The 22760-nt window shown below is 71.5% G+C and carries 20 protein-coding genes and 1 tRNA gene; 9 read left to right on the top strand and 12 right to left on the bottom strand.

What is annotated here, in order from left to right:
* Nucleotides 1-144 precede the first annotated feature (144 nt).
* Together ACFZBT_RS24565 and ACFZBT_RS24560 are read left to right on the top strand one after the other, a co-directional pair.
* Entirely contained in the window at nt 145-870 is a 726-nt protein-coding gene (locus ACFZBT_RS24565; protein WP_391107067.1) for a molybdopterin-dependent oxidoreductase, read from the top strand.
* Nucleotides 854-1471: a cytochrome b/b6 domain-containing protein gene (locus ACFZBT_RS24560; RefSeq protein ID WP_391106970.1), complete on the top strand. Its 618-nt coding sequence runs from the start codon at nt 854-856 to the stop codon at nt 1469-1471. The genes ACFZBT_RS24565 and ACFZBT_RS24560 overlap by 17 nt, the downstream gene beginning before the upstream one ends.
* Before the next feature lie 249 nt (nt 1472-1720).
* Here the strand turns inward: ACFZBT_RS24560 and ACFZBT_RS24555 are convergent, their stop codons facing one another.
* The 4 genes from ACFZBT_RS24555 to ACFZBT_RS24540 form a co-directional block, all read right to left on the bottom strand.
* A complete protein-coding gene (locus tag ACFZBT_RS24555) occupies nt 1721-2752 on the bottom strand; it encodes an alcohol dehydrogenase catalytic domain-containing protein (RefSeq protein WP_391106967.1) in 1032 nt (343 codons plus the stop codon).
* A gap of 64 nt (nt 2753-2816) precedes the next feature.
* Nucleotides 2817-3581: an SDR family oxidoreductase gene (locus ACFZBT_RS24550; protein WP_193480350.1), complete on the bottom strand. Its 765-nt coding sequence runs from the start codon at nt 3579-3581 to the stop codon at nt 2817-2819.
* A 13-nt stretch (nt 3582-3594) separates the two neighbouring features.
* Nucleotides 3595-4992: a gluconate:H+ symporter gene (locus ACFZBT_RS24545; protein WP_391106962.1), complete on the bottom strand. Its 1398-nt coding sequence runs from the start codon at nt 4990-4992 to the stop codon at nt 3595-3597.
* A gap of 48 nt (nt 4993-5040) precedes the next feature.
* Nucleotides 5041-5559, bottom strand: a complete 519-nt coding sequence (locus ACFZBT_RS24540; RefSeq protein WP_391106959.1) for a gluconokinase, GntK/IdnK-type — start codon at nt 5557-5559, stop codon at nt 5041-5043.
* A gap of 137 nt (nt 5560-5696) precedes the next feature.
* Here ACFZBT_RS24540 and ACFZBT_RS24535 point away from each other — a divergent pair, with 137 nt between their 5' ends.
* Nucleotides 5697-6398 (top strand): FCD domain-containing protein, encoded by a 702-nt coding sequence (locus tag ACFZBT_RS24535; RefSeq protein ID WP_391106956.1) that lies wholly within the window; start codon nt 5697-5699, stop codon nt 6396-6398.
* 3 nt (nt 6399-6401) lie between these two features.
* On the opposite strand, the gene ACFZBT_RS24530 is transcribed toward ACFZBT_RS24535, so the two are convergent.
* The 4 genes from ACFZBT_RS24530 to ACFZBT_RS24515 all read right to left on the bottom strand — a co-directional run bounded on the left by ACFZBT_RS24530 (nt 6402) and on the right by ACFZBT_RS24515 (nt 12409).
* Nucleotides 6402-6776: a YchJ family metal-binding protein gene (locus tag ACFZBT_RS24530; RefSeq protein ID WP_391106953.1), complete on the bottom strand. Its 375-nt coding sequence runs from the start codon at nt 6774-6776 to the stop codon at nt 6402-6404.
* Between the two features lie 5 nt (nt 6777-6781).
* Entirely contained in the window at nt 6782-8113 is a 1332-nt protein-coding gene (locus ACFZBT_RS24525) for a M1 family aminopeptidase (RefSeq protein ID WP_391106950.1), read from the bottom strand.
* 62 nt (nt 8114-8175) lie between these two features.
* On the bottom strand, nt 8176-12042 hold the full coding sequence (locus ACFZBT_RS24520; RefSeq protein ID WP_391107064.1) for a Pls/PosA family non-ribosomal peptide synthetase: 3867 nt from the start codon (nt 12040-12042) through the stop codon (nt 8176-8178).
* 282 nt (nt 12043-12324) lie between these two features.
* A tRNA-Leu gene (locus ACFZBT_RS24515) sits at nt 12325-12409 on the bottom strand.
* A gap of 195 nt (nt 12410-12604) precedes the next feature.
* Here ACFZBT_RS24515 and ACFZBT_RS24510 point away from each other — a divergent pair.
* The 3 genes from ACFZBT_RS24510 to ACFZBT_RS24500 all read left to right on the top strand — a co-directional run bounded on the left by ACFZBT_RS24510 (nt 12605) and on the right by ACFZBT_RS24500 (nt 15287).
* Nucleotides 12605-13930: a M20/M25/M40 family metallo-hydrolase gene (locus tag ACFZBT_RS24510; protein WP_391106947.1), complete on the top strand. Its 1326-nt coding sequence runs from the start codon at nt 12605-12607 to the stop codon at nt 13928-13930.
* 149 nt (nt 13931-14079) lie between these two features.
* A complete protein-coding gene (chpH, locus tag ACFZBT_RS24505; RefSeq protein WP_356656790.1) occupies nt 14080-14313 on the top strand; it encodes a chaplin ChpH in 234 nt (77 codons plus the stop codon).
* Nucleotides 14314-14444: 131 nt separating this feature from the next.
* Nucleotides 14445-15287: a chaplin family protein gene (locus ACFZBT_RS24500; protein WP_391106944.1), complete on the top strand. Its 843-nt coding sequence runs from the start codon at nt 14445-14447 to the stop codon at nt 15285-15287.
* A 79-nt stretch (nt 15288-15366) separates the two neighbouring features.
* Here ACFZBT_RS24500 and ACFZBT_RS24495 read toward each other — a convergent pair whose 3' ends face one another.
* The gene (locus ACFZBT_RS24495; protein WP_010045410.1) at nt 15367-15555 is read right to left on the bottom strand and encodes a DUF5703 family protein; all 189 of its coding nucleotides are present in this window, start codon (nt 15553-15555) and stop codon (nt 15367-15369) included.
* A gap of 47 nt (nt 15556-15602) precedes the next feature.
* Here ACFZBT_RS24495 and ACFZBT_RS24490 point away from each other — a divergent pair, with 47 nt between their 5' ends.
* Nucleotides 15603-16310 carry a hypothetical protein gene (locus ACFZBT_RS24490; RefSeq protein WP_391106941.1) on the top strand — a complete coding sequence of 236 codons (708 nt, stop codon included), beginning with the start codon at nt 15603-15605 and terminating at the stop codon, nt 16308-16310.
* 62 nt (nt 16311-16372) lie between these two features.
* Here ACFZBT_RS24490 and ACFZBT_RS24485 read toward each other — a convergent pair whose 3' ends face one another.
* Both ACFZBT_RS24485 and ACFZBT_RS24480 read right to left on the bottom strand, forming a co-directional pair.
* Nucleotides 16373-18541: a helix-hairpin-helix domain-containing protein gene (locus ACFZBT_RS24485; protein ID WP_391106938.1), complete on the bottom strand. Its 2169-nt coding sequence runs from the start codon at nt 18539-18541 to the stop codon at nt 16373-16375.
* Nucleotides 18538-19524, bottom strand: coding sequence for an aldo/keto reductase (locus tag ACFZBT_RS24480; protein ID WP_391106936.1), 987 nt, complete (start codon nt 19522-19524; stop codon nt 18538-18540). The genes ACFZBT_RS24485 and ACFZBT_RS24480 overlap by 4 nt, the downstream gene beginning before the upstream one ends.
* A gap of 112 nt (nt 19525-19636) precedes the next feature.
* Here ACFZBT_RS24480 and ACFZBT_RS24475 point away from each other — a divergent pair, with 112 nt between their 5' ends.
* A complete protein-coding gene (locus ACFZBT_RS24475; RefSeq protein ID WP_391106935.1) occupies nt 19637-20692 on the top strand; it encodes an LLM class F420-dependent oxidoreductase in 1056 nt (351 codons plus the stop codon).
* 228 nt (nt 20693-20920) lie between these two features.
* Nucleotides 20921-21709 (top strand): ferritin-like domain-containing protein, encoded by a 789-nt coding sequence (locus ACFZBT_RS24470; protein WP_391106932.1) that lies wholly within the window; start codon nt 20921-20923, stop codon nt 21707-21709.
* 11 nt (nt 21710-21720) lie between these two features.
* On the opposite strand, the gene corA is transcribed toward ACFZBT_RS24470, so the two are convergent.
* Nucleotides 21721-22716, bottom strand: a complete 996-nt coding sequence (corA, locus tag ACFZBT_RS24465; protein ID WP_391106929.1) for a magnesium/cobalt transporter CorA — start codon at nt 22714-22716, stop codon at nt 21721-21723.
* Nucleotides 22717-22760 lie beyond the last annotated feature (44 nt).

The following is a 22760-nucleotide window of genomic DNA, read 5'->3' as shown; positions in this document are numbered from 1 at the left end:
CCACGTAAGAAGTGGTTACGGAAGTCTGACGAGCACCCGCGATCCCTGTCCTGCCGGGGCCGCGGGTGCTCGAATGAGAACGTGAACGCGAACAGGGGCGACGAGGATGTGAATGGGGGCGTGCACGAGGACGTACAGGACGGCGTGAACGACGGACACCCCGAGGAGCGGGGCACCCCGGTCGGCCGCCGCGTCTTCCTCGGCACTCTCGCCCTGGGCGCCCTCGGCGTCGCCGCCGCGCCCAAGCTGCAGCGCGGCCTGGAGGGCTTCCTCGGCGGCGCCGCCGACAAAGACCCCACCGGCCTGACCGGACTGCTCCCGAACGGCGGCGGCTTCCGCTACTACTCGGTCGCCTCGTCCGTCCCGCGCAAGAACGCCGACACCTACCGCCTCAAGATCGACGGCTTGGTCGACCGCCCCACGACCTACACCCTGGACGCCCTGAAGGCCCTGCCGCAGACCCGCATGGTCCGCGACGTCCAGTGCGTCACCGGCTGGCGGGTCCCGGACACGCCGTTCGAAGGCGTACGCCTCTCCCGGCTCCTCGACGCGGCCGGCGTCCGCCCCACCGCGAAGGCGATCCGCTTCACCTGCTTCGACGGCACCTACACCGAGAGCCTCACCCTCACCCAGGCCCGCCGCGCGGACGTCCTGGTCGCCCTGCGCATGCAGGACAAGGACCTCAGCCACTCCCACGGCGGCCCGGTCCGCCTCTACGTGGCGCCCATGTACTTCTACAAGTCCGCCAAGTGGCTCTCCGGCATCACCCTCACCGACGAGGTCGACCCGGGCTACTGGGAGGAGCGCGGCTACGACATCGACGCCTGGGTGGGCCGCTCGAACGGACGCGACGATGCACCCACCAGCTGACACCGCCGCGGCCGAGGTCAGCCGCTTCACCCCGACCGAGCGCTGGATCCACCGCACGACGGCCGCCCTGATGGGCCTCTGCGTCCTGACGGCGGCCTGCCTCTACGTCCCCCAGCTCGCCGAACTCGTGGGCCGCCGCGCCCTGGTCGTCACCCTGCACCAGTGGTCAGGCCTCGCCCTGCCCCTCCCGGTCCTGGCGGGCCTCGCCTCCCGAGCCTTCCGAGCCGACCTCGGCCGGCTCAACCGCTTCGGCCCCCACGACCGCGCCTGGCTGCGCGCCGCCCTGCATCGCGACAAGCGCCCCGACTCCCGCCCCGCCGCCAAGTTCAACGCCGGCCAGAAGATCTACGCGTCCTGGATCGCCGGCGCCACCCTCGTCATGCTCGCGACCGGCCTGATGATGTGGTTCACCCACCTCACCCCCTTGCTCTGGCGCACCAGCGCGACCTTCGTCCACGACTGGCTGGCCCTCACCATCGGAATCGTCCTGGCCGGCCACATCGGCATGGCCCTGGCCGACCCGGAGGCACGCAGAGGAATGAGAACGGGCAGGGTGAGCAGAGACTGGGCAACCCGCCAGCACTCCCTATGGCGCTTGTAGGTGTTGCCCCCAGGGGCGCGGGGAGCTGCGCGAACAACCACAACGCACCCGCAGCCGTTCGCCGACACCCCCTATGGCGCCGCAAGTTGTCCGACTCCAGGGGCGCGGGGAACTGCGCGACAAGCCACGACGCACCCGCAGCCGCTCGCCGACACCCCCTATGGCGCGGCAAGTTGTCCGACTCCAGGGGCGCGGGGAACTGCGCGACAAGCCACAACGCACCCGCAGCCCCCGGACGACATCAACCACCTACGGCGCGACGGCGAAATCCAACAGCACCTTGCAGGACCGAGTCCGGTCAGCGGCCAGCGCAAACGCAGACTCGGCCTCCCAGGCCGGAACCACCGCACTCACCAGCCCATCGAACGCCGGCTCCACAGCCAACAACTCCAACGCCGCGTCAAACTCCGTATCGAACCGGAACGCCCCCCGAAGCTCGATCTCCCGGCTCACCACAAGGTTCCCCGCGAACGGACTCTGCCCCGGCGGCAACATCCCCAGCTGCACGACAACCCCACCCCGCCGCACCCGTCGCAGACACGCGTCAAGCCCCGCGGCGACTCCGGACGCCTCGATCGCCACATCGACCTCGTCGGGCCACCCGGCGTCATCCGGGTCATCGGCCCGCACCACCGTCTCCGCACCGGCGACCCGCGCATACTCCAACGCCTCGGGCAGCAGATCCGTCACAGTGACCCGCGCCGCCCCCGCCGCCTTCGCCGCCGCGACCACCAGACACCCGATCGGCCCGGCCCCGGTCACCAGGACATGCCGCCCGGCCACGTCCCCGGCCCGCCGCACCGCGTGCAACGCGACGGACAGCGGCTCGGCGAGCGCGGCCCGGCGCAACTCCAGACCGTCCGGCAGCGCCCGCAACTGCTCACACGGCACGACCACCCGCGCCGCGAACCCGCCCTGCACATGCGGGAACCGCGCCGCACTGCCCAGATAGCTGGTGTCCCGGCACACGTTCCGCCGCCCCGCCGAGCACTCCGGGCACACCCCGCACGGGGTCGCCGGGTGCACGGCCACGGCCGTACCCGGAGCCGGACCCGAGGCACCGGCCCCGTACTCCAGCACCGTCCCGACGACCTCGTGCCCGAGCACCATCGGCTCGCGGAGCCGGAAGTCCCCGACGCCGCCGTGCCGCCAGTAGTGCAGATCGGACCCGCACACCCCGCCGTACCGGACGGCGACCAGCGCCTGCCCCGGCCCGGGCTCCGGAACGGGCAACTGCGCGACCCGGAGGTCGTCCTGACCGTGAATCACACAACCCAGCATCGAAACCTCCTGAATGGTCACAGCAACGGTCACGGCATCGGCCCCAGCCGTGGCAACAGCGATGTCACAGCACGCTCGTCATACCGCCGTCGACGTACAGCACCTGCCCGCTGATGAAGTCGGCGGCCGGGGAGGCGAGGAACAGCACCCCGCCCACCAGGTCCTGCGTGCGGCCCCAGCGCCCGGCCGGGGTACGCCGCCGCACCCAGGCGCTGAACTCCTCGTCGTCGACGAGGGGCTTGGTCAGTTCGGTCTCGATGTAGCCCGGGCCGAGCCCGTTGACCTGCACACCGCTCGGGCCCCAGTCCGCGCACATGCCCTTGGTGAGCATCTTCAGCGCGCCCTTGGTGGCGGCGTACGGCGCGATCCCGGGCCGCACGACCTCGCTCTGCAGCGAGCAGATGTTGATGATCTTGCCGTGGCCGCGTTCCGTCATCCGGCGCGCGGCCTCACGGCCGGTCAGGAAGGCACTGGTCAGGTTGGTGTCCAGGATCCGGTGCCAGTCGGAGTCGGTGAACTCCAGCAGCGGGGCGCGCAGTTGCATGCCCGCGTTGTTGACGAGGATGTCGAGCGGGCCCACCCGCTCCTCGACCTCGGCGATCCCGTCCGCCACGGACGATCCGTCGGTCACGTCGAACGCGGCCGTGTGCACCTTGTCGCCGGGCAGCCCGGCGGCGGCCTCGGCGAGGCGGTCCTTGTCGCGGCCGTTGAGGACGACCGTGCAGCCGGCTTCCGCCAGACCACGGGCGAGGGCGAGTCCGATGCCCCGGCTGGAGCCGGTCACCAGGGCCGTACGGCCGCCGATGTCGAACAGGGGGTGAGCGGTCATGGCCGTACCTCTCCTAGATCACCAAGGACAACAGCAGGACGATTCCGCCGGCGACCACCGAGATGATCGTCTCCATGACGGACCAGGTCTTGATGTTCTGGCCGACACTCAGCCCGAAGTACTCCTTCACCATCCAGAACCCGGCGTCGTTCACATGGCTGAAGAAGAGCGAGCCGGCGCCGATGGCCAGGACGAGGAGAGCGGCGTGCGTGGTCGACATGTCGGCCGCCAGCGGGGCCACCAGACCGGCGGCCGAGACCGTCGCCACCGTCGCCGAACCGGTCGCCAGCCGGATCACCACCGCGATCAGCCAGGCCAGCAGCAGCGCCGGGATCGCCCAGTCCTTCGAGATGTCCAGGACCATCTGGCCCACCCCGGTGTCGATCAGCGTCTGCTTGAAGCCGCCGCCCGCGCCGACGATCAGCAGGATGCCCGCGATCGGCATCAGGCTCTTCTCGACGAGCGGCGATATCCGCTCCTTGGAGAACCCGGCGGGCCGCAGCAGCGTGAAGATGCCGACCAGCACCGAGGCGAGCAGCGCGATCATCGGAGCGCCGATGACGTCGAAGACCCGCTGGACGAGGTTCTCCGGGTCGTCGATGACGATGTCGACCAGCGCCTTGGCCAGCATCAGGATCACCGGCAGCAGAATCGTGAAGAGGGTGGCGCCGAAGCCGGGGCGCTTGTCCAGGTCCTCGGAGGCGCGCTGCGGAATCATCTTCTCCGGGGCCGGCACGTCCACCCAGCGGGCGGCGTACTTCGAGAACACCGGACCGGCGATGATCACCGTGGGTACGGCGACCAGGACACCGAGGGCCAGCGTCACACCGAGGTCGGCATTGACCGCCTCGATCGCGACCAGCGGACCGGGGTGCGGCGGGACCAGGCCGTGCATCACGGACAGGCCCGCGAGCGCCGGGATGCCGATGCGCATCAGCGAGTAGTTGCCGCGCTTGGCGACCATCAGCACCACCGGGATCAGCAGCACGATGCCGACCTCGAAGAAGAGCGGCAGTCCGATCACGGAGGCGATCAGCACCATCGCCCACGGCATCGACCGCCCGCCGGCCTTCTCCAGGATGGTGTCGACGATCTGGTCGGCGCCCCCGGAGTCGGCGAGCATCTTGCCGAGGATCGCGCCGAGGGCGATCAGCACGCCGACACCGGCGACCGTGGTGCCGAGGCCGGCGCTGAAGCTGGTGAGGACCTTGTCGAGCGGAGCCCCGGCGATCGCGCCGAGCGCCAGTGACCCGATGGTCAGCGCGAGGAACGCGTGCAGCTTGAACTTGGTGATGAGCAGGACGATGACGGCGATGCCCGCCAGCACGGCGATGCCCAGCTGAGCGTGCCCGGCCGAGGTGATCGGCTCGGGTGCGTCCGCTGCCAGCATCTCGACGCTGAGTCTGGTCACGGGGGAGGTGTCCTTGGGTTTGAGGGGACTCGAAGGAGGAGGAAGGGGCTACTGGACGGGCTCGGGGAGATCCTCGAGCGCGCTCGCCGCCCGTTCGGTGATCTCCTCCGGGCTGCCCAGGACGTCCACACTGACCCCCGCCTCGTCGCTCTCCAGCGGCTGGAGCGTGGCGAACTGGGAGTCGAGCAGCGCCGTGGGCATGAAGTGCCCCTCCCGGTGCGACATCCGGTCCTCGATCAGCGCGCGGTCGCCCGCGAGGTGCACGAAGACCACGCCGGGCGCGGCGGCCCGCAGCCGGTCGCGGTACGACCGCTTCAGTGCCGAGCAGCTGACCACCCCGCCGAGCCCGGCCTGCCCGTGCCCCCACGCGCCGATGGCGTCCAGCCAGGGCCGGCGGTCCTCGTCGGTGAGTGGCGTACCGGCCGACATCTTGGCGATGTTGGCCTGCGGGTGGAAGTCGTCGCCCTCGGCGTAGGGAACGCCGAGCCGGGCCGCGAGCAGGGGACCGATGGTGGTCTTGCCGGTGCCCGCGACGCCCATGACCACGACGACGTGGGGGGTGTTCATCGCTGCCTCACTGTCTGCTGTCTTCGTCGACACGTGATGTCGACGCAACTGAAACCCATTAGGTACGACTAATTCAAGAGGCCGTGACAAATAAGTCTGACTTTTTGTCTCCGTGATCTACCCCGTACGCTGAGTGCATGAGCACACCGGGTCGAGGGCTGCACGGCCATGTACTGGACACCCTCGGCCCCGAGATCACGGCGGGCGAGTACCCGCCGGGCAGTGTGCTGCGCACGGACGAGCTGGCCCAGCGTTTCGACGTGTCGCGCTCCGTGATGCGCGAGGCGGTCCGCGTCCTGGAGTCCATGCACCTGGTCGAGTCCCGCCGCCGCGTGGGCGTGACGGTCCGCCCCAAGTCCGAGTGGAACGTCTACGACCCCGAGGTCATCCGCTGGCGCCTGGCCGGCGCGGACCGACCACAGCAGCTGCGGTCCCTCACGGTGCTGCGCTCGGCGGTCGAACCGGTCGCGGCGGGCCTCGCCGCCCGGCACGCCACCGCCGAGCAGTGCGCCGAGCTCACCGAGTGCGCCCTCGGCATGGTCGCCAATTCGCGCGGTCACAAGCTGGAGGAGTACCTCGTCCACGACGTCGCCTTCCACCGCGCCGTCCTGGCCGCCTCCGGCAACGAGATGTTCGCCCGCCTCGGCGATGTCGTCGCCGAGGTCCTGGCCGGCCGCACCCACCACGACGTGATGTTCGAGGACCCCGACCCGGCCGCCGTCACCCTGCACGTCCAGGTCGCCGAGGCGATCCGCGCGGGCGACGCGGTCCGCGCGGAGGAACTGACCCGGGAGATCACGGTCGGCGCCCTCCAGGAACTGGACATCCTGGCGCCCTGACGCTCAGTCGAGGATCTCTCCGTCGACGTACACCCAGGCCCCGTCCACCCGCTCGAACCGGCTCCGCTCGTGCAGCGATCCGCCCCGGTACGAGGCCCGGAACGTCACGGTCCCGGTGGTGTGGAACGCGGTCCCGGCACTCTTGTCCAGGATCTCCAGCCCGGTCCACCGCATCCCGGGATCGAGGTCCAGCCGTCCGGGCCGCGTCCGCGGATGCCAGGTCCGCAGCAGATACCCGGCGTCCCCCTTGACGAAGGCGCTGTACCGCGACCGCATCAGTGCCTCGGCGGTCGGAGCGGCAGCGGCACCGGAGTGAAACCGGCCGCAGCACGTCTCGTAGGTCTGGGACAGCCCGCACGGGCAGGAACGCGTCGTCATGCCGCTCATTCTCCTGAACGGGGCAGCGGCGGCAGCGTCGTCCCGTACAGCCACATATCGAACAGCGTGTCCAGCGGCTCGTCCGTGAACCGTCCCACGTGCGCGGTGAAGTTCGCCGTCGTCACGGCCCCGCCCCGGTGCTGTGCCGCCCACCCGCGCAGCATGCGGAAGAACGCGTCGTCGCCCAGGGCGCACCGCACCGCGTGCAGGACGAGCCCGCCCCGCTGGTAGAGACGGTCGTCGAACATCGACTTGCGCCCCGGATCGGCCAGCCGGAGATCCTGGGGCAGCGAGAACAGCAACCGGTGTGCGGCGGCGGCCAGTTGCTGGGCGGTTCGCCCTCCCGAGCGCTCCGACCACAGCCACTCGGCGTACTTCGCGAACCCCTCGTTCAGCCAGATCTGCCGCCAGTCGGCGATGGACACGCTGTTGCCGAACCACTGGTGCGCCAGCTCGTGCGCCACCAGCCGCTCCGACCCCCGCTCCCCGTCCACGTGGTTGGACCCGAACAGCGACAACCCCTGCGCCTCGACGGGGACGTCGAGCTCCTCCTCGGTCACCACGACCGCGTACTCGTCGAACGGGTACGGCCCGAAAAGCTCCTGGAACAGCTCCATCATCGCGGGCTGCCGCGCGAAGTCCCGGGCGAACCGGGGGAGCAGATGCGCCGGGATGTGCCCGTGCTGCGGAACCCCGCCCGGGCCCGGGTCGCCCAGCAGCACCGTCTGGTACTTCCCGATCGACAGCCCCACCAGGTAGCTGGACGTCGGCGCCGCCTGCTCGTACACCCACGTCGTCGTCGAGGCCTTCGTCGTGCGGGTGAGCAGGCGACCGCCGGCCACCACCGCGTAGGCCGACGGCGTCGTGACCGAGATGTGGTACGAGGCCTTGTCGGCGGGCCGGTCGTTGCACGGGTACCACGACGGCGCCCCGACCGGCTGGCTCGCCACCAGCGCCCCGTCCTCCAGCTCCTCCCAGCCGAGGCCGCCCCAGGGACTGTTCACCGGCCGGGGGTTGCCCGACCACTGCACCTCGACCGTGAAGGCCGCACCGGCGCGCACCGGCTTCGCGGGACGCACACGCAGCTTGCCGCCCCGGTGCGTGTAGTGCGGCGTACGGCCGTCGACCTTCACCCGGCCCACCCGGAAGTCCGCGAGGTTCAGCTGGAACTCCGTGAGCTGGCCGCGGCCCGCGATCGCGTTGATCCGCGCGGTCCCCGACAGCCGGTTCGGCGCGGGGCGGTAGTCCAGCGTGAGCTCGTACCGGTGCACCCGGTACCGGAGGTCACCGTTGCCCGGGAAATACGGGTCCTGACCCACTGACTGCTGAACCGCCACTGTTGCGTCTGCTCCCTGCACTGCGCTCGTACGACGTCCACCGGCCCCGCGTGGGGTTGTGCCTAGCGACGCCATGCCTCGATCGGGTTGCCCAGCCAGCGCGTGTCGTCGGGCACGGACTCCGCGGCCATCACCAGGGACGCCGGACCCAGCGTGGCGCGGGCCCCGACGGCGCTGCCGGGCAGGATGATTCCGCCCGGGCCCAGAGTGGCGCCCTCACGGAGGACCACAGTATCCGTCCGCAAGATCCGGTCGTGGAAGAGGTGCGTCTGGAGCACACAGCCCCGGTTCACGGTCGCCGCGTCCCCGAGCGTCACCAGATCCGTCTCCGGCAGCCAGTAGCTCTCGACCCACACGCCCCTGCCGATGTGCGCACCGAGGCCGCGCAGCCACGCCGACAGCAGCGGTGTACCCGGCACGGCGCCGGCCAGCCACGGCACGGCCAGCACCTCGACGAAGGTGTCCGCCAGCTCGTTGCGCCACACGAAGGAACTCCACAGGGGATGCTCGGCCCGGCGATGCCGCCCCACGAGCAGCCACTTCGCCGCGATCGAGACGAGCCCCGCCGCACAGCCCGCCCCGAGCAGCACCAGACCGGACAGCAGGGGAGCCCACACGCCGAGCGCGCACAGCGCCGCTCCCGTGGCCACCGCCACCGCCGCCGAGCAGAACACCGGCACGATCCGGCAGAGCTCCACGAGACCGCGCGCCCACAGCAGCCGCGCGGGCGGCTCGTACGTCCGGCTCTGGTCGCCGTCGGACGCGGCCCGAGGCAGCTTCACCGGCGGCAGCCCCAGATACGAGCTGCCCTTCTTGGCCTTCTTCGGCGTCGCCGACAGCACACCCACCAGACCGCCGTCCGGCACGCTGCGCCCCGGCCCGGTCATCCCCGAGTTGCCGAGGAACGCGCGCCGGCCGATCTCCGCCCGCCCGATGCGCAGCCAGCCGCCGCCGAGCTCGTAGGGCGCGGTCAGGGTGTCGTCCGCCAGGAACGCGCCCTCGCCGACCGTGGTCAGACTGGGCAGGGCCAGCACGGTGGACACCTCGGCCCGCCGCCCGATCCGCATCCCGAGCAGCCGCAGCCACACCGGCGTGACCAGCCCCGCGTACAGGGGGAACAGCACGTCCCGCGCCCGGTCCATCAGCTGCGTCACGGTCCAGGCCTGCCAGCCCACCCGGCTGTGCGTGGCGTGCGTGCCCTCCCGCAGCCCGAGGCTCAGCAGCCGTACGGCGATCACGATCAGCAGCGCGTACGCGAGACCGAACGCGAGCGTCGCCGGCACCAGCGCGAGCACGGCACCCCGCAGGGCCGTGCCGAGCCCGGCGTCCGGAGCGACGAACAGCCCCGCGACCAGCAGCGCGGCAGCCGCCGCGACCACCGGCAACGCGGTCAGCCCGAAACCCGTCACGCCGTACATCACCCGCCAGAACGCGCCCCGCCCGGGCCGGTCCTTCGGCCAGTTGCGCTTGGCCCGGCCCAGCTTGACCGCGGGCGCGCCCGCCCACCGCTGCCCGGTGGGAACCTGTCCGGAGACCGCCGACCCCGGCGCCACCTCGGCCCGCTTGCCCACCCGCGCGCCCGGGAAGAGCAGACTGCGCGTGCCGACGACGGCGTGCGCGCCCACCTTCACCGTCCCGACCTCCAGCCGGTCGCCGTCCAGCCAGTACCCGGACAGGTCCACCTCGGACTCGACGGCCGCGCCCCGGCCCAGCTTGAGCATGCCGGTGACCGGCGGCAGCGAGTGCAGGTCCACGTCCTGCCCGACCTTGGCGCCCAGCGCTCGCGCGTACCGTTCCAGCCAGGAGCCGGTCAGTGAGGTCGCCCCGCTGAACTCGGCCAGCCGCTCGGCCGCCCACAGCCGCAGATGGACGCTCCCCCCGCGCGGGTAACGGCCCGGCCGCACCCCCCGCAGCAGCAACCGGGCCCCGCCCGCGGCGACCGCCAGGCGCCCGGGCGGGCTGAAGAGCAGCACGACGCCGGCCGCGACCAGCCACCAGGGTGCGGTCGGCAGCCAGGAGTAGGCGGGCAGCACGTTTCCGAGCACGGCGAGCAGCACGGTCCAGCGCAGCCCCAGCAGGGTGAACAGGGGAACCAGCAGCAGGAGCTGGACGAGCTGGGCCCGCCTCGACACCGGTGCCACGACCCGCCGGGCGTTGTCGTCCTGTGCCGACTCCTCCAGATGCCGGGCCAGCTTCCGCAGGACGGGCCGCTGGTAGATGTCGAGGACGGCGGCGCTCGGGTAGCGCGTGCGCAGCCTCGTCGTCAGCTGGGCGGCGGCCAGACTGCCGCCGCCTATCGCGAAGAAGTCGTCGGAGGCCGACGTCACCGGAATGCCGAGCACGTCCGTCCACTGCTCGGCGAGCCAGGCCTCGGTGCCGTACAGCGGCTCGGCCGGGCCGCCCGTCTCCAGCCCCTCCAGCGGCCAGGGCAGCGCGTTGCGGTCCACCTTGCCCGACGTACGAGTCGGCAGCTCGTCGACCGGCGCGAGCAACGGCACCAGGGCCGCGGGCAGCTCGGCACGCAGCCGCTCGACGGCGGCCGAGTGGTCCCACCCGTCCTGGATGACGACGTAGCCCACGAGGAGCTGGTTGCCGCTGCGGGCCGTGCGCACCGCGGCGGCGGCGCCGGCCACCCCGGGCAGCGCCTGGAGCGCCGCGTCCACCTCACCGAGTTCGATACGGCGCCCGCCGAGCTTGATCTGCTCGTCGGCCCGCCCGAGGAAGACCAGCCCTTCCGGCTCGGCCCGCACCAGGTCACCACTGCGGTACGCCCGCTCCCAGCCCAGCGACTCGAGTGGCGCGTACTTCTCCGCGTCCTTCCCGGCGTCGAGATACCGGGCGAGTCCGACCCCGCCGATCACCAGCTGACCGCTGTCGCCCATCGGCACCGGCTCCCCGGCCTCGTCCACGACGGCCAGCTCCCAGCCGTCCAGCGGCAGCCCGATCCGGATCGGCTCCGCGCCGCTCATCAGCGACGCGCACGCCACGACGGTCGCCTCGGTCGGCCCGTAGGTGTTCCACACCTCGCGCCCCTCGGTCACCAGACGCTGCGCCAGCTCGGGAGGGCACGCCTCGCCGCCGAAGATCAGGAGACGTACGTCGTTGAGCGTCTCGGGCTCCCAGAGCGCGGCCAGCGTCGGCACGGTGGACACGACGGTGATCTCCTGCTCGACCAGCCAGGGCCCGAGATCGGCACCGCTCCTGACCTGTGAGCGCGGCACCGGCACCAGACAGGCCCCGTGCCGCCACGCCAGCCACATCTCCTCACAGGACGCGTCGAACGCGACGGACAGCCCCGCCATGACCCGGTCACCGGGCCCGATCGGCTCGTCGGCCAGGAACAGCGAGGCCTCCGCGTCCACGAAGGCGGCGGCGCTGCGGTGGCTCACGGCCACCCCCTTGGGCTTCCCGGTGGAGCCGGAGGTGAAGATGATCCACGCGTCATGGTCGGTACCGGGCCGGGCGGCGGAATGCCCGGCGGCATCGCCCACGGTCAGCTCGTGACCGGCCCCGATGACCGCCCGCACCCCGGCCTCGCCGAAGACCAGCGCGGCCCGCTCGTCGGGATCCTCGGCGTCCACGGGCACGTACGCGGCACCCGCGGCCAGCACGGCGAGGATCGCCACGTACAGGTCGTTGGTGCCCGACGGGACCCGCACCCCGACGCGGTCCCCGAGCCCGACCTTCGCGGCGGCCAGCTTCCGCCGCAGGTGCTCCACCTCGACGGCCAGCGCGCGGTAGCTGAGCAGCCGATGGCCGTCGTCGAGCGCGGGCTCGTCGGGATACGACCGTACGGACGCCTCGAAGATGTCGACGAGGGTGCGGGGCGGGGCCGCGGGACCCGCTGAGAAGCGGGCCACGTCGTGGAGTCCTGGGCTCAGCTCCCGGTCCAGCAGAGTGAGGTCGGGGCTTTCGTGCAGGGCGGCCATCGGATCCTCGCGTCTCCAGCCCGGACGGTCCGGGGCGCCGACGGGCCCGCAGGTCTGCCTGGGGATGTTCCGATCCGGCGCGAACAAGCCCAATACTCTAGTGGTCGGGTTACTTCGTCCTGTCATGTCCGCCACTCGGAGGCAAACGCGAGGCACCGCTTCGGCGCGTCGCCGCCCCCTCCCACCTGGGCTTCTTCCGGCAGGGCGAGATGTCGCCCACATTCCTCGCATCCCGGGGGAAAACGACGAAAGGCCCCTCGGGAAGAGGGGCCTTTCGATCTGTGTCCGAGGGGGGACTTGAACCCCCACGCCCGATAAAGGGCACTAGCACCTCAAGCTAGCGCGTCTGCCATTCCGCCACCCGGACAAGGTGTCTGTCGCGTGGGTTCTCCCCGCGGCGACGACGTAAACATTACCAGGCTTTCAGGGGTGGCCGATCACCCCCGCCCCGGGCCCGGCGAGGTGTGAACGGCGCGTGACGGGCCGCGAGCGGTCTTGGGGAGCGGGCCGCGGAGAGAGAGGATGAGAGGGACCCACCAGCAGTGACAGCGGGAGGAAGCACGTGAGCGAGACGGACACGGCCAGGAGCGTCACCGGCGAGGACGAGGTCGTGGACCTCTGCCGCGAGCTGATCCAGATCGACACCAGCAACTACGGCGACCACTCGGGTCCGGGCGAGCGCAAGGCGGCCGAGTACGTCGCCGAGAAGCTCGCGGAGGTCGGGCTCGAACCGCAGATCTTCGAGTCGCACCCGGGCCGCGCCTCCACGGTGGCCCGGATCGAGGGCGAGGACCCCTCCCGGCCCGCGCTCCTCATCCACGGCCACACCGACGTCGTACCGGCCAACGCGGACGACTGGACCCACCACCCCTTCTCCGGCGAGGTCGCCGACGGCTGTGTGTGGGGGCGTGGCGCCGTCGACATGAAGGACATGGACGCGATGACCCTCGCGGTCGTCCGCGACCGGCTGCGCAGCGGCCGTAAGCCGCCGCGCGACATCGTCCTCGCGTTCCTCGCGGACGAGGAGGCGGGCGGCACGTACGGCGCCAAGCACCTCGTGCGCAACCACCCCGACCTGTTCGAGGGCGTCACCGAGGCGATCAGCGAGGTGGGCGGATTCTCCTTCACCGTGAGCGAGCAGCGGCGGCTGTACCTGATCCAGACGGCCGAGAAGGGCATGCACTGGATGAAGCTCACCGTGGCCGGCACCGCCGGGCACGGGTCGATGATCCACAAGGACAACGCGATCACCGAGCTGTCGGAGGCCGTCGCGCGGCTGGGCCGGCACAAGTTCCCGGTGCGGGTCACCAAGACCACCCGCGCCTTCCTCGACGAACTCGGCGACGCGTTCGGAACCGAGCTCGACCCGGAGGACATGGAGTCGACCCTCGCCAGGCTCGGCGGCATCGCCAAGCTCATCGGCGCGACCCTGAGCAACACGGCCAACCCGACGCAGCTCGGTGCGGGCTACAAGGTCAACGTCATCCCGGGCGAGGCGACCGCCCATGTCGACGGACGGTTCCTGCCCGGGCACGAGGAGGAGTTCCTCGCCGACCTCGACCGGATCCTCGGCCCGAAGGTGCGGCGCGAGGACGTCCACGCCGACAAGGCCGTCGAGACCACCTTCGACGGGGCGCTCGTGGAGGCGATGCAGTCCTCGCTGCTCGCCGAGGACCCGACGGCCAAGGCCGTCCCCTACATGCTCTCCGGCGGGACGGACGCGAAGTCCTTCGACGACCTGGGCATCCGGGGCTTCGGCTTCGTGCCGCTGAAGCTGCCCCCGGAGCTGGACTTCGCGGGCATGTTCCACGGTGTCGACGAGCGAGTGCCGGTGGACGGCCTGAAGTTCGGAGTGCGGGTGCTCGACCGGTTCATCGACGCGTCCTGAATCCGCCCTCCGATACGGAGATATTCGCTCGCCCGTACGGAACTGACTGGGAAGAGTGAATGCGACCATAAGCTCGTAGCCTCATTACTCCCTCCTCGTTACAGGTAATGCGATCGCAAGATGGATCGCTTTGCCAACTAGGAGGAATAATGATCAAGAAGGTCGTCGCTGCTGCGGCTGCCACCGGTGGGCTGGTTCTCGCGGGCGCGGGCCTGGCCGTCGCCGACTCGGGTGCCCAGGGTGCCGCCGTGCACTCCCCGGGTGTCCTGTCCGGCAACGTTGTTCAGGTGCCCGTTCACGTCCCGGTGAACGCCTGCGGCAACACGGTCTCCGTGATCGGACTGCTGAACCCCGCCTTCGGCAACACCTGCATCAACAAGTGATGCTCTCCCCTCTCTGAGGGGACCTCAAAAGCCATCGGTCCCGGAGCGCGTGCCATGCGCTCCGGGACCGAACGCTTCTTTCGAGTAATTCGAGAAGAATTCGAGACAGGGCCGAAGGTAGGTATTCAGCAATGCGACAGGTCACCCGCAAGGGTCTGATGACCGTGGCGGCCGCGACCGGTGTGATCGCCGCCGCGGGCGGCTCCGCCTACGCCGACTCGGGCGCGCAGGGCTCCAGTTCGGGCTCACCCGGTGTGCTCTCCGGGAACACGGTGCAGGCGCCGGTGCACGTGCCGGTCAACGTCTGCGGGAACACGGTCAACGTCATCGGCGTCCTCAACCCGTCGGTGGGCAACTCGTGTGCCAACAAGGGCGGTGGATCCGCTTCGGGCGGCCACGGCGGCTCGCACGCCGGCGGCCGTGCCAGTGACTCGCCCGGCGTCGGCTCGGGCAACCACGTTCAGGTGCCGGTCCACGTGCCGGTGAACGCCTGCGGCAACAGCGTCGATGTCATCGGCGTCGGCAACTCCACCACGGGCAACAACTGCGCGAACGGCTCCGGCGGGCGTCACACCGACCCGCCCGGCGGCGGATACGAGACGCCGCCCGGGCAGCCGGGTGAGCCGGGTGAGCCCGGTAACCCCGGCGAACCGGGTGAGCCCGGCAACCCGGGGGAGCCCGGCGAGCCGGGTGAGCCCGGAAATCCCGGCGAACCGGGTGAGCCCGGTAACCCCGGGGAACCTGGCCAGCCCGGTAACCCGGGTGAGCCCGGCAACCCCGGTGAACCCGGTAACCCGGGCAACCCCGAGAACCCCGGAAACAAGCCGGGCGGTCAGTTCGTCACCCAGCCCGAGGGCGACGCCCAGCTCGCGGAGACCGGCAGCGGCCTGCCGCTCGGCCTCACCCTGCCGGCCGGCGCGGGCGCGCTGCTGGCGGGCGCGGTCCTCTACCGCAAGGCGCGCGCCTCGGCCTGACCCCCACGGCAGACGGAGCGGGCCCCGCCGATGCGGGGCCCGCTCCCGTGTATGCCTTCTCCCGGTGCGCCGTCCCAGCTCACCACGTGGCCCGCACCTGGCGGATGATCCGCCGGCGCAACCGCACCTTGCGGCTGCCGTCGCGCAGCAGGCTCAGACGGTGCAACTCCCAGTGTCCGTACTCGGCGTGGTCCGTCAGCAGACGTGCCGTTTCCTTGCGGGAGACCCCGCGCGGTACGTACACGTCGACAAATTCGTATTCCGGCATCGCATCTATTGTGCGGGCTGGGGCCTGGTACGGATAGCGTCTGCACTATGTCTGATGCTGCGCAGCCCACCGCTGCCGAGGTACGCGCCGCCGCCGAGGCGGTCAAGACCGCGCTCGACCGCCACCTGGCCGCGGTCGAAGGCAGGTCGGGAGAGGACGACCCGGCCGTCTACGAGGCGTTCAACCAGCTGGCCGCGGCCGCAGAGGTGTACGACGAACTGCTCTACGACCGATACGACGAGGTCACTCCCTTCGAGATCCCCGGTGCGGAGGACGCGCTGCCCCCGTACGCGGGCCCCGAGGAACCGCACGCGCTGAGCGTACTGATCCGCCGTGACTACGCGGTGGCGGAACCGCAGCGTCTCCTGGCGCAGGCACAGCGGATCGAGGCCGCCGAAGGCGAGGACGGCCCAGCCGCCTCCGGGACGACCCATGGCGCGCTCGGCCTGCTGTTCGGCGAGTTCGAGCCCGACGAGATCGCCTCCCGGCACAAGGAGTTCGGGCTCGAGGAGGGCGACTCCACACTCTGGGTGATGGCGGCGGACGAACCGGCCGACCCCGGAGAGTGGCTGGAGGCCCCGTTCGAGCAGGTCGATCCGCAGCAGGTGGTCTGCCGCTTCGACGTCAGCGCCGTCTTCGACGACGTCGAGGACGACGACGAGGAAGACGACGACGGGGAGGACCTGGAGGAGGTCCTCGACACCGACCTGGACGATGACGAGGACCTGGAGCGCCTGGAAGCGGACCGCCGCTGAGCGGACACGCCGGCCACCCGACGGCGGTGGTCACGGGGACGGCCCCGTGACCACCGCCGTCGTCAGCTTCCGTCGACCTGCGGCGCGAGCAGCACCGGAAGCCGGGTCGTCCGGGGCTTCGCCGGAACCTCGGCCACGGCCCTGGGCAACGCCTGTTCCACGCCGTGCACCACGGACAGATGGCGGTCGGCCCGCCCGAACGCCGTGTACACCCACGGCCGGCTGAGCGCCTGCGCCGCGTCGCCGGGCAGCACCACGACCACCGCGGGCCACCGGCTTCCCGCCGCCTGGTGCGCGGTCAGCGCCCACCCGTGCCGTACGGACTGCTCCACCCGCTCCTTCGGCACGACGACGGCCTCGCCCTCGCACGCGAGGTGGAGCCCCTCGGCGTCCGCCTTCACCACACGGCCCGGCAGCACGCGGCCCGGCACGGGGGAGTAGGCGATCCGGTCACCGGGGTCGAAGCCGCCGAAGCGGCCCGGGCCCGGGTTGAGCCGCTCCTTCAACGCGGTGTTGAGCGCGCGGGTGCCGACGGCGCCGCCGTGGCCCGGTGTGATCACCTGCGTCTCCTCGGCCGGTACGCCGATCGCTCGCGGCACCGAGTCGACGACGAGCTGCACCGCACGGTGCACCGCCTCGCCCGCGTCCCGCACGGGGACGATCACGACCTCCTTGCCGGGCGCCTCGACCTGGTTCAGCTCGCCGATGCCGATACCCGAGACCAGCTCGCCGAGCGGCCCGGGATCGGGCCGCCGCGAGGCGATCTGCGGGCAGATCCGCGCCGCGAGCAGATCCGCGAACACCCGCCCCGGCCCCACGGACCACAGCACCGCCGGGTCCCCGGCCAGCACCAGACGCGCCCCGTCGGGCAGCGACTCAGTCAGCAGCGCCGCCGTCTCGACGTCCAGCTGCGGCGCGTCGAGCACGACGAGCAGATCGAGATCCAGCGCCCCCTCGGCATCCCGGCCGGGCCCTTCGAGGCCGGCGAGCAGCCCGGAGACGGTGGCGACGGGGGAGTGGTCCCGATCCGCCGGGCCGTCCGGGCCGGAGCGCAGCAGGGTGGCGAAGCGGCCGCGGCCGATCGGGCCGTGCGTGGCGGCCCAGGCGCGCAGCCCGAGGGAGTGCGCGGCGGTCAGCAGCGCGGCCGGTTCGGCCAGGGACGCCTCTCCGCCGGTGTGCAGGACGAGGCCATGAGCGGCGACCGCGCGGAGCAGCTCACCCGCCGACCCCTGGGCCGCGGCGGCGACCCGCTCCCACTCCTCGGCCGAACCGTCCTGCTTGGGTGCCGAGTTGACCAGCCGGGCCAGACCGTCGGCCAGGCTCTCCTCCGCGAGGGCGTACCGCTCGAGTCCGACCAGCACCCGGACCGGCCGCTCCTCGTCCTCCGCCGAGCCGTCCTCCGCCGCGTCATCCTGCTTCGCCCGGGCCGGGGCACCGGTCTCCTCCAGGGCGTCCTGGAAGACCAGCGCGTCGCCCTCCGCGATCGCGTCCTGCACCGCGCTGTCGGGCTCCGGCACGCCCCGCTGCGCCAGGGCCGCGAGAAGCGCCGGCATCTCCAGGGCGGTGTGCCCGGCCAGGGCGGCCTGCTCCAGGAGCCAGACGGTGACGGCCCGGCCCCGTCGCTCGTCGTCCGGGCCGCACTCGGCGCCGAGCAGCGCCTGCGCGAATCCGTCGGCCTGCTCGGGCCGCACACCGGGGACCCGCAGCAACTGCCAGGGGTCCGCGCGCAGCCGCTCGTCCGCGCCGTCGCCGAGTGCCTCGGCCACCTGCGGCGCGAGCGTCTCGGGGGCGCCGCCCTCGCCGAGCACCCGCAGTACGGCCCGCACCGCCTCCGGTGCGGGAGCCGACGACGTGGGAGCCGACGACGCGGCGACGGTCTCGGCCGGCACCGGCCGCGGTCGCCGCTCCGGTTCCGGAGCGGAGCGGCGGGGTGCGGGCGCGGGCTCTTCGAACACCGTGGCGGCCGGCTTCTCACCGCCCTCCACGGCCCGTACGGCGGCGAGCAGATCGGCGGCCTTGCCGCTCAGCTTGGTGCCGCTCTCGATCGGCGCCTTCTTCTCGGCCTTCCGCTGCTCGATGCGCTCCCGCTCGGCCTGCTGGGCCCGCAGCTCGGCCTCGGCCTCGGACACCTGACCGGCATCGGCCGCGTCCCCCTGGGCCTCCTCGGTCTCCGCACCACCGGTCGGCTTCCCCGGCTCGGCGTCCTCCGTGGTCTCCGGCTCCGTGCTCACAGCGTGCTCCAGTCGTGATCGGGATAGCGGTGCACGGGCGCCGAAACATCGTCGAGCGCCCGGCAGATCTCGTCAGGAAGACTAAGGGCCTCCACTGACAACGCGGCCGTGAGCTGCTGCGCGTTGCGCGCGCCGACGACGGGAGCGGCCACTCCCGGCCGGTCGCGGACCCATGCCAGGGCCACCTGGAGCGGCGTCACCGCGAGGCCGTCGGCGGCGGTCGTCACGGCGTCCACGATGCGGCTCGCCGTGTCGTCGAGGTACGGCGCGACGAACGGGGCGAGGTGCTCCGAGGCGCCGCGTGAGTCCGACGGAGTCGTGTCGCCCCGGTACTTGCCCGTCAGCACCCCACGCCCCAGCGGCGAGGACGGCAGCAGCCCGATGCCCAGGTCCAGCGCGGCCGGCAGCACCTCGCGCTCGACGCCGCGCTGGAGCAGCGAGTACTCCAGCTGCGTGCCCGCCAGCCGGGTCCGGGTGCCGGGAGAGGCGAGCTGCCAGGTGGCGGCCTTGGCCAGCTGCCAGCCGCAGAAGTTGGAGACGGCGGCGTAGCGGGCACGGCCGCTCGCGACCGCGAGATCCAGGGCCTGGAGGGTCTCCTCCAACGGGGTGTCCGGGTCGAAGGCGTGTACGTGCCACAGGTCGACGTGGTCGGTGCCGAGCCGGGCGAGCGAGGCGTCCAGCGCGGAGAGCAGATGGCCACGGGAGCCGTCGAAGCGGCGGTCGGGGTCCGGTACGCTGCCGGCCTTGGTCGAGATGACCAGGTCCCGGCGGGGCACCAGGCCGTCTATGAGCCTGCCGAGCAGGTACTCGGCCTCTCCGTCGCCGTACACGTCCGCGGTGTCGACGAGGGTCCCGCCCGCTTCCCAGAACGTCTTCATCAGGTCCGCGGCGTCGTGCTCGTCGGTGTCCCGCCCCCAGGTCAGGGTGCCGAGCCCGATCCGGGACACACGAAGGCCGGTGCGGCCGAGATGCCTCTGCTCCATGAACGCCGAGATTACTGGCCATGACCTACGGTGTGGGGGGCTGTGGACGACCGATTTCCGCGCGCTATGGTCTGCGGACAAGGCACGTTACTGATGGGTAAGGGGAATCGGGATGCAGCTCGGTATCAACCTCGGCTACTGGGGTGCCGGCATGGACGCGGACAATCTGGCCGTCGCCCAGGAGGCCGACCGGCTCGGATACGCCGTCTGCTGGGCCGCCGAAGCCTATGGATCCGACGCCGCCACCGTACTGACCTGGGTCGCCGCCCAGACCGAACGGATCGACGTCGGCTCCGCCATCTTCCAGATCCCGGCCCGCCAGCCCGCGATGACCGCCATGACGGCCGCCACCCTCGACTCGCTCTCCGGCGGCCGCTTCCGGCTGGGTCTCGGCGTCTCCGGCCCCCAGGTCTCCGAGGGCTGGTACGGCGTCAAGTTCGACAAGCCGCTGGCACGCACGCGTGAGTACGTCGAGATCATCCGCAAGGCCATGACGCGCGAGCGCCTGTCGTACGAGGGTCAGCACTGGACGCTGCCGCTGCCCGGCGGTCCCGGCAAGCCCATCAAGCTGACCGTGCACCCGCAGCGCGAGCACATCCCGCTCTACATCGCCGCGATCGGCCCGAAGAACCTCGAACAGACCGGCGAGATCGCCGACGGCGCCCTGCTGATCTTCCCCTCCGCCGACCACCTGGAGGACACGGCGATCCAGTACCTGCGGGCCGGCCGGGAGAAGGCGGGCAAGACCCTCGACGGCTTCGACATCTGCCCGACCCTCCCTCTGGCCGTCGGCGACGACAAGGACGTGACCACGCTCGCCGACACCTTCCGCCCCTACACCGCGCTGTACGTCGGCGGCATGGGCAGCCGCAAGCAGAACTTCTACAACCAGCTCGCCCAGCGCATGGGCTACGAGAAGGAAGCCGCCGAGATCCAGGACAAGTACCTGTCCGGCGACAAGCAGGGCGCCGCGGCCGCCGTCCCGCACGACCTGATCGACAAGACGACCCTGCTCGGTTCCGTGGAGCGCATCGCGGACCGGATGAAGGCCTACGCGGAGGCCGGCGTCACCACCCTGACCCTGGCCCCGGCGGGCTTCACGCTCGACGAGCGGCTCGCCTCCCTCCGCGCCGGCACGGAGGCCCTGGAGCGCGCCGGGCTCGCCTGACACGGCTGAGCCCGACGGAGGTTCTGCGGCCGTGGTGGGGGCTCGGGGGTCTTCCCCGCCACGGCCGTCACGCAGAACAACGCCGGAAGCCGCCGACGGTTACGTCCTCCATTTGGCGGAGTTGTCCGTCGCACCTGTTGCAGCACCGCCCCGCCCGCACTTGACTCGTTCTTTGCGGAAACTGCGGAATCCTGCAGCACGCGCTCGCGCGCGGGAGAGGTGCCCACGATGCTTTCGGCCAAGAGTCTGTTCCAGGAGATCCTCGCCAACGACGAGTCCTTCGCCCTGTTCTGCTCCATCGCCGCGAGCGGCGAGTCCCAGGGCGGCTGGGAGAACGCCCGGATCGCCGCGCTCGTCCCGGAGAGCGAGCGGGAACTCGCCCCCAAGATCACCCGCCACGGTGCCGACGAGGACAAGCACGGGCGGATCTTCAACGCCCTGCTGAAGAAGCGCGGCCTCGACCCCGTCCCGGTCCCGCCGGAGACCGACTACACGATGCTCCTGGAGAAGAACGGCATCGGCCTCGCGCACGAGCAACTGGGGCGCGACGAGCGGCTGGCGGTCCAGGACATCGTCACCTACCTCTCGCACAGCAGGGTCACCGAACAGCGCGCCTCCGAGCAGATGGACCTGCTCCGCAAGCACTTCGCGGACGACCCGGACATCGGCCGCGCGGTCAAGCAGATCTCCAACGACGAGGACAACCACCTCGCCTACTGCCACGAGGAACTGCTGCGCCTCGCCTACGCCGGGCACGGCCGTGCCATCCAGCGGACCCTGCGCGAGTGCGCGCTCGCCGAGATCCGCGTCTACCGGGACGTCAGCCTCGCGGTCATGGCGAACATGGGCCGCATCCTGGGCTGGTCGAAGGCCAAGTCGGCGGTGCTCGCGGCGGGCATCCACGCGATGTACGCCTACGAACGGCTGGGCGGCTGGCGCCGGATGGTGTCCCTGGAGATGCCCGAGCGCCGCGACGCGCTCGGCGGTCCGGCCTCCACGGCACCCGAGTTCGCCTGAGCCCGCCCGGTCTACAGCCATCCCCGGCGCTTGAACAGGCGGAACACCAGCACCTCCAGGACGACCATCAGCACGATGAGAACCGGGTAGGACCACTCCCAGCGCAGCTCGGGCATGTGCTCGAAGTTCATGCCGTAGATCCCCGCGACCATCGTGGGGATCGCGGCCATGGCCGCCCAGGCGGAGATCTTCCGCATGTCGTCGTTCTGCCGGACGCTCATCTGCGCCAGATGCGCCGAGAGGATGTCCGACACCAGCCGGTCCAGGTTCTCCACCGACTCGTTCACCCGCGTGAGGTGGTCGCCGACGTCCCGGAAGAAGGGCCGGGCCCGGTCGTCCACGAACGGCACCGTCGCACCGGACTGCGCCGTGCCCGCCAGCCGGCTCACCGGCAGGGCCAGCGGCCCGGTCGCCCGGCGGAACTCCAGGACCTGGCGCTTGAAGGCGTAGATCCGGGACGCGGTGTTCCGTGAGCCGCCGTCCAGCGGCGAGAACACCTCCGTCTCCAGCCCCTCCAGGTCGGCCTGCAGCTCGATCGCGACGTCCAGATAGTGGTCGACGGTGGCGTCCGCGATCGCGTACAGCACGGACGTGGGGCCGTTGCCCAGCAGCTCCGGCTCCTGCTCCAGCCGGTTGCGCACGGCCTTGAGCGGGGCGCCCTCGCCGTGCCGTACGGTGACCGCGAACGAGTCGCCCAGGAAGATCATGATCTCGCCCGTGGAGACGGTGTCGCTCCGCGGCTCGTACACCACCGGCTTCAGGACCACGAAGAGCGAGTCGTCGTACACCTCCAGCTTGGGCCGCTGATGGGCTTTGAGGGCGTCCTCGACGGCCAGCGGGTGCAGGCCGAACTCCCGGGCGACATGGTCGAATTCGCGCTCCGTCGGCTCATGCAGCCCGATCCAGACGAAACCTCCCGCCGTGCGGGCCTCATCCAGGGCGTCGGAGAAGTCCTCCGGCCCCTCCCTGCGGTGTCCGTCGCGGTAGACGGCACAGTCGACGATCACGAAGCGAGTCTCCCGTCACTCGAACGACACCGTACGCGCGCGTG

Source organism: Streptomyces sp. NPDC008137 (genome assembly GCF_042957035.1).
Taxonomy (GTDB): Bacteria; Actinomycetota; Actinomycetes; order Streptomycetales; family Streptomycetaceae; genus Streptomyces.
This window is presented reverse-complemented; position numbering and strand designations above follow the sequence as displayed.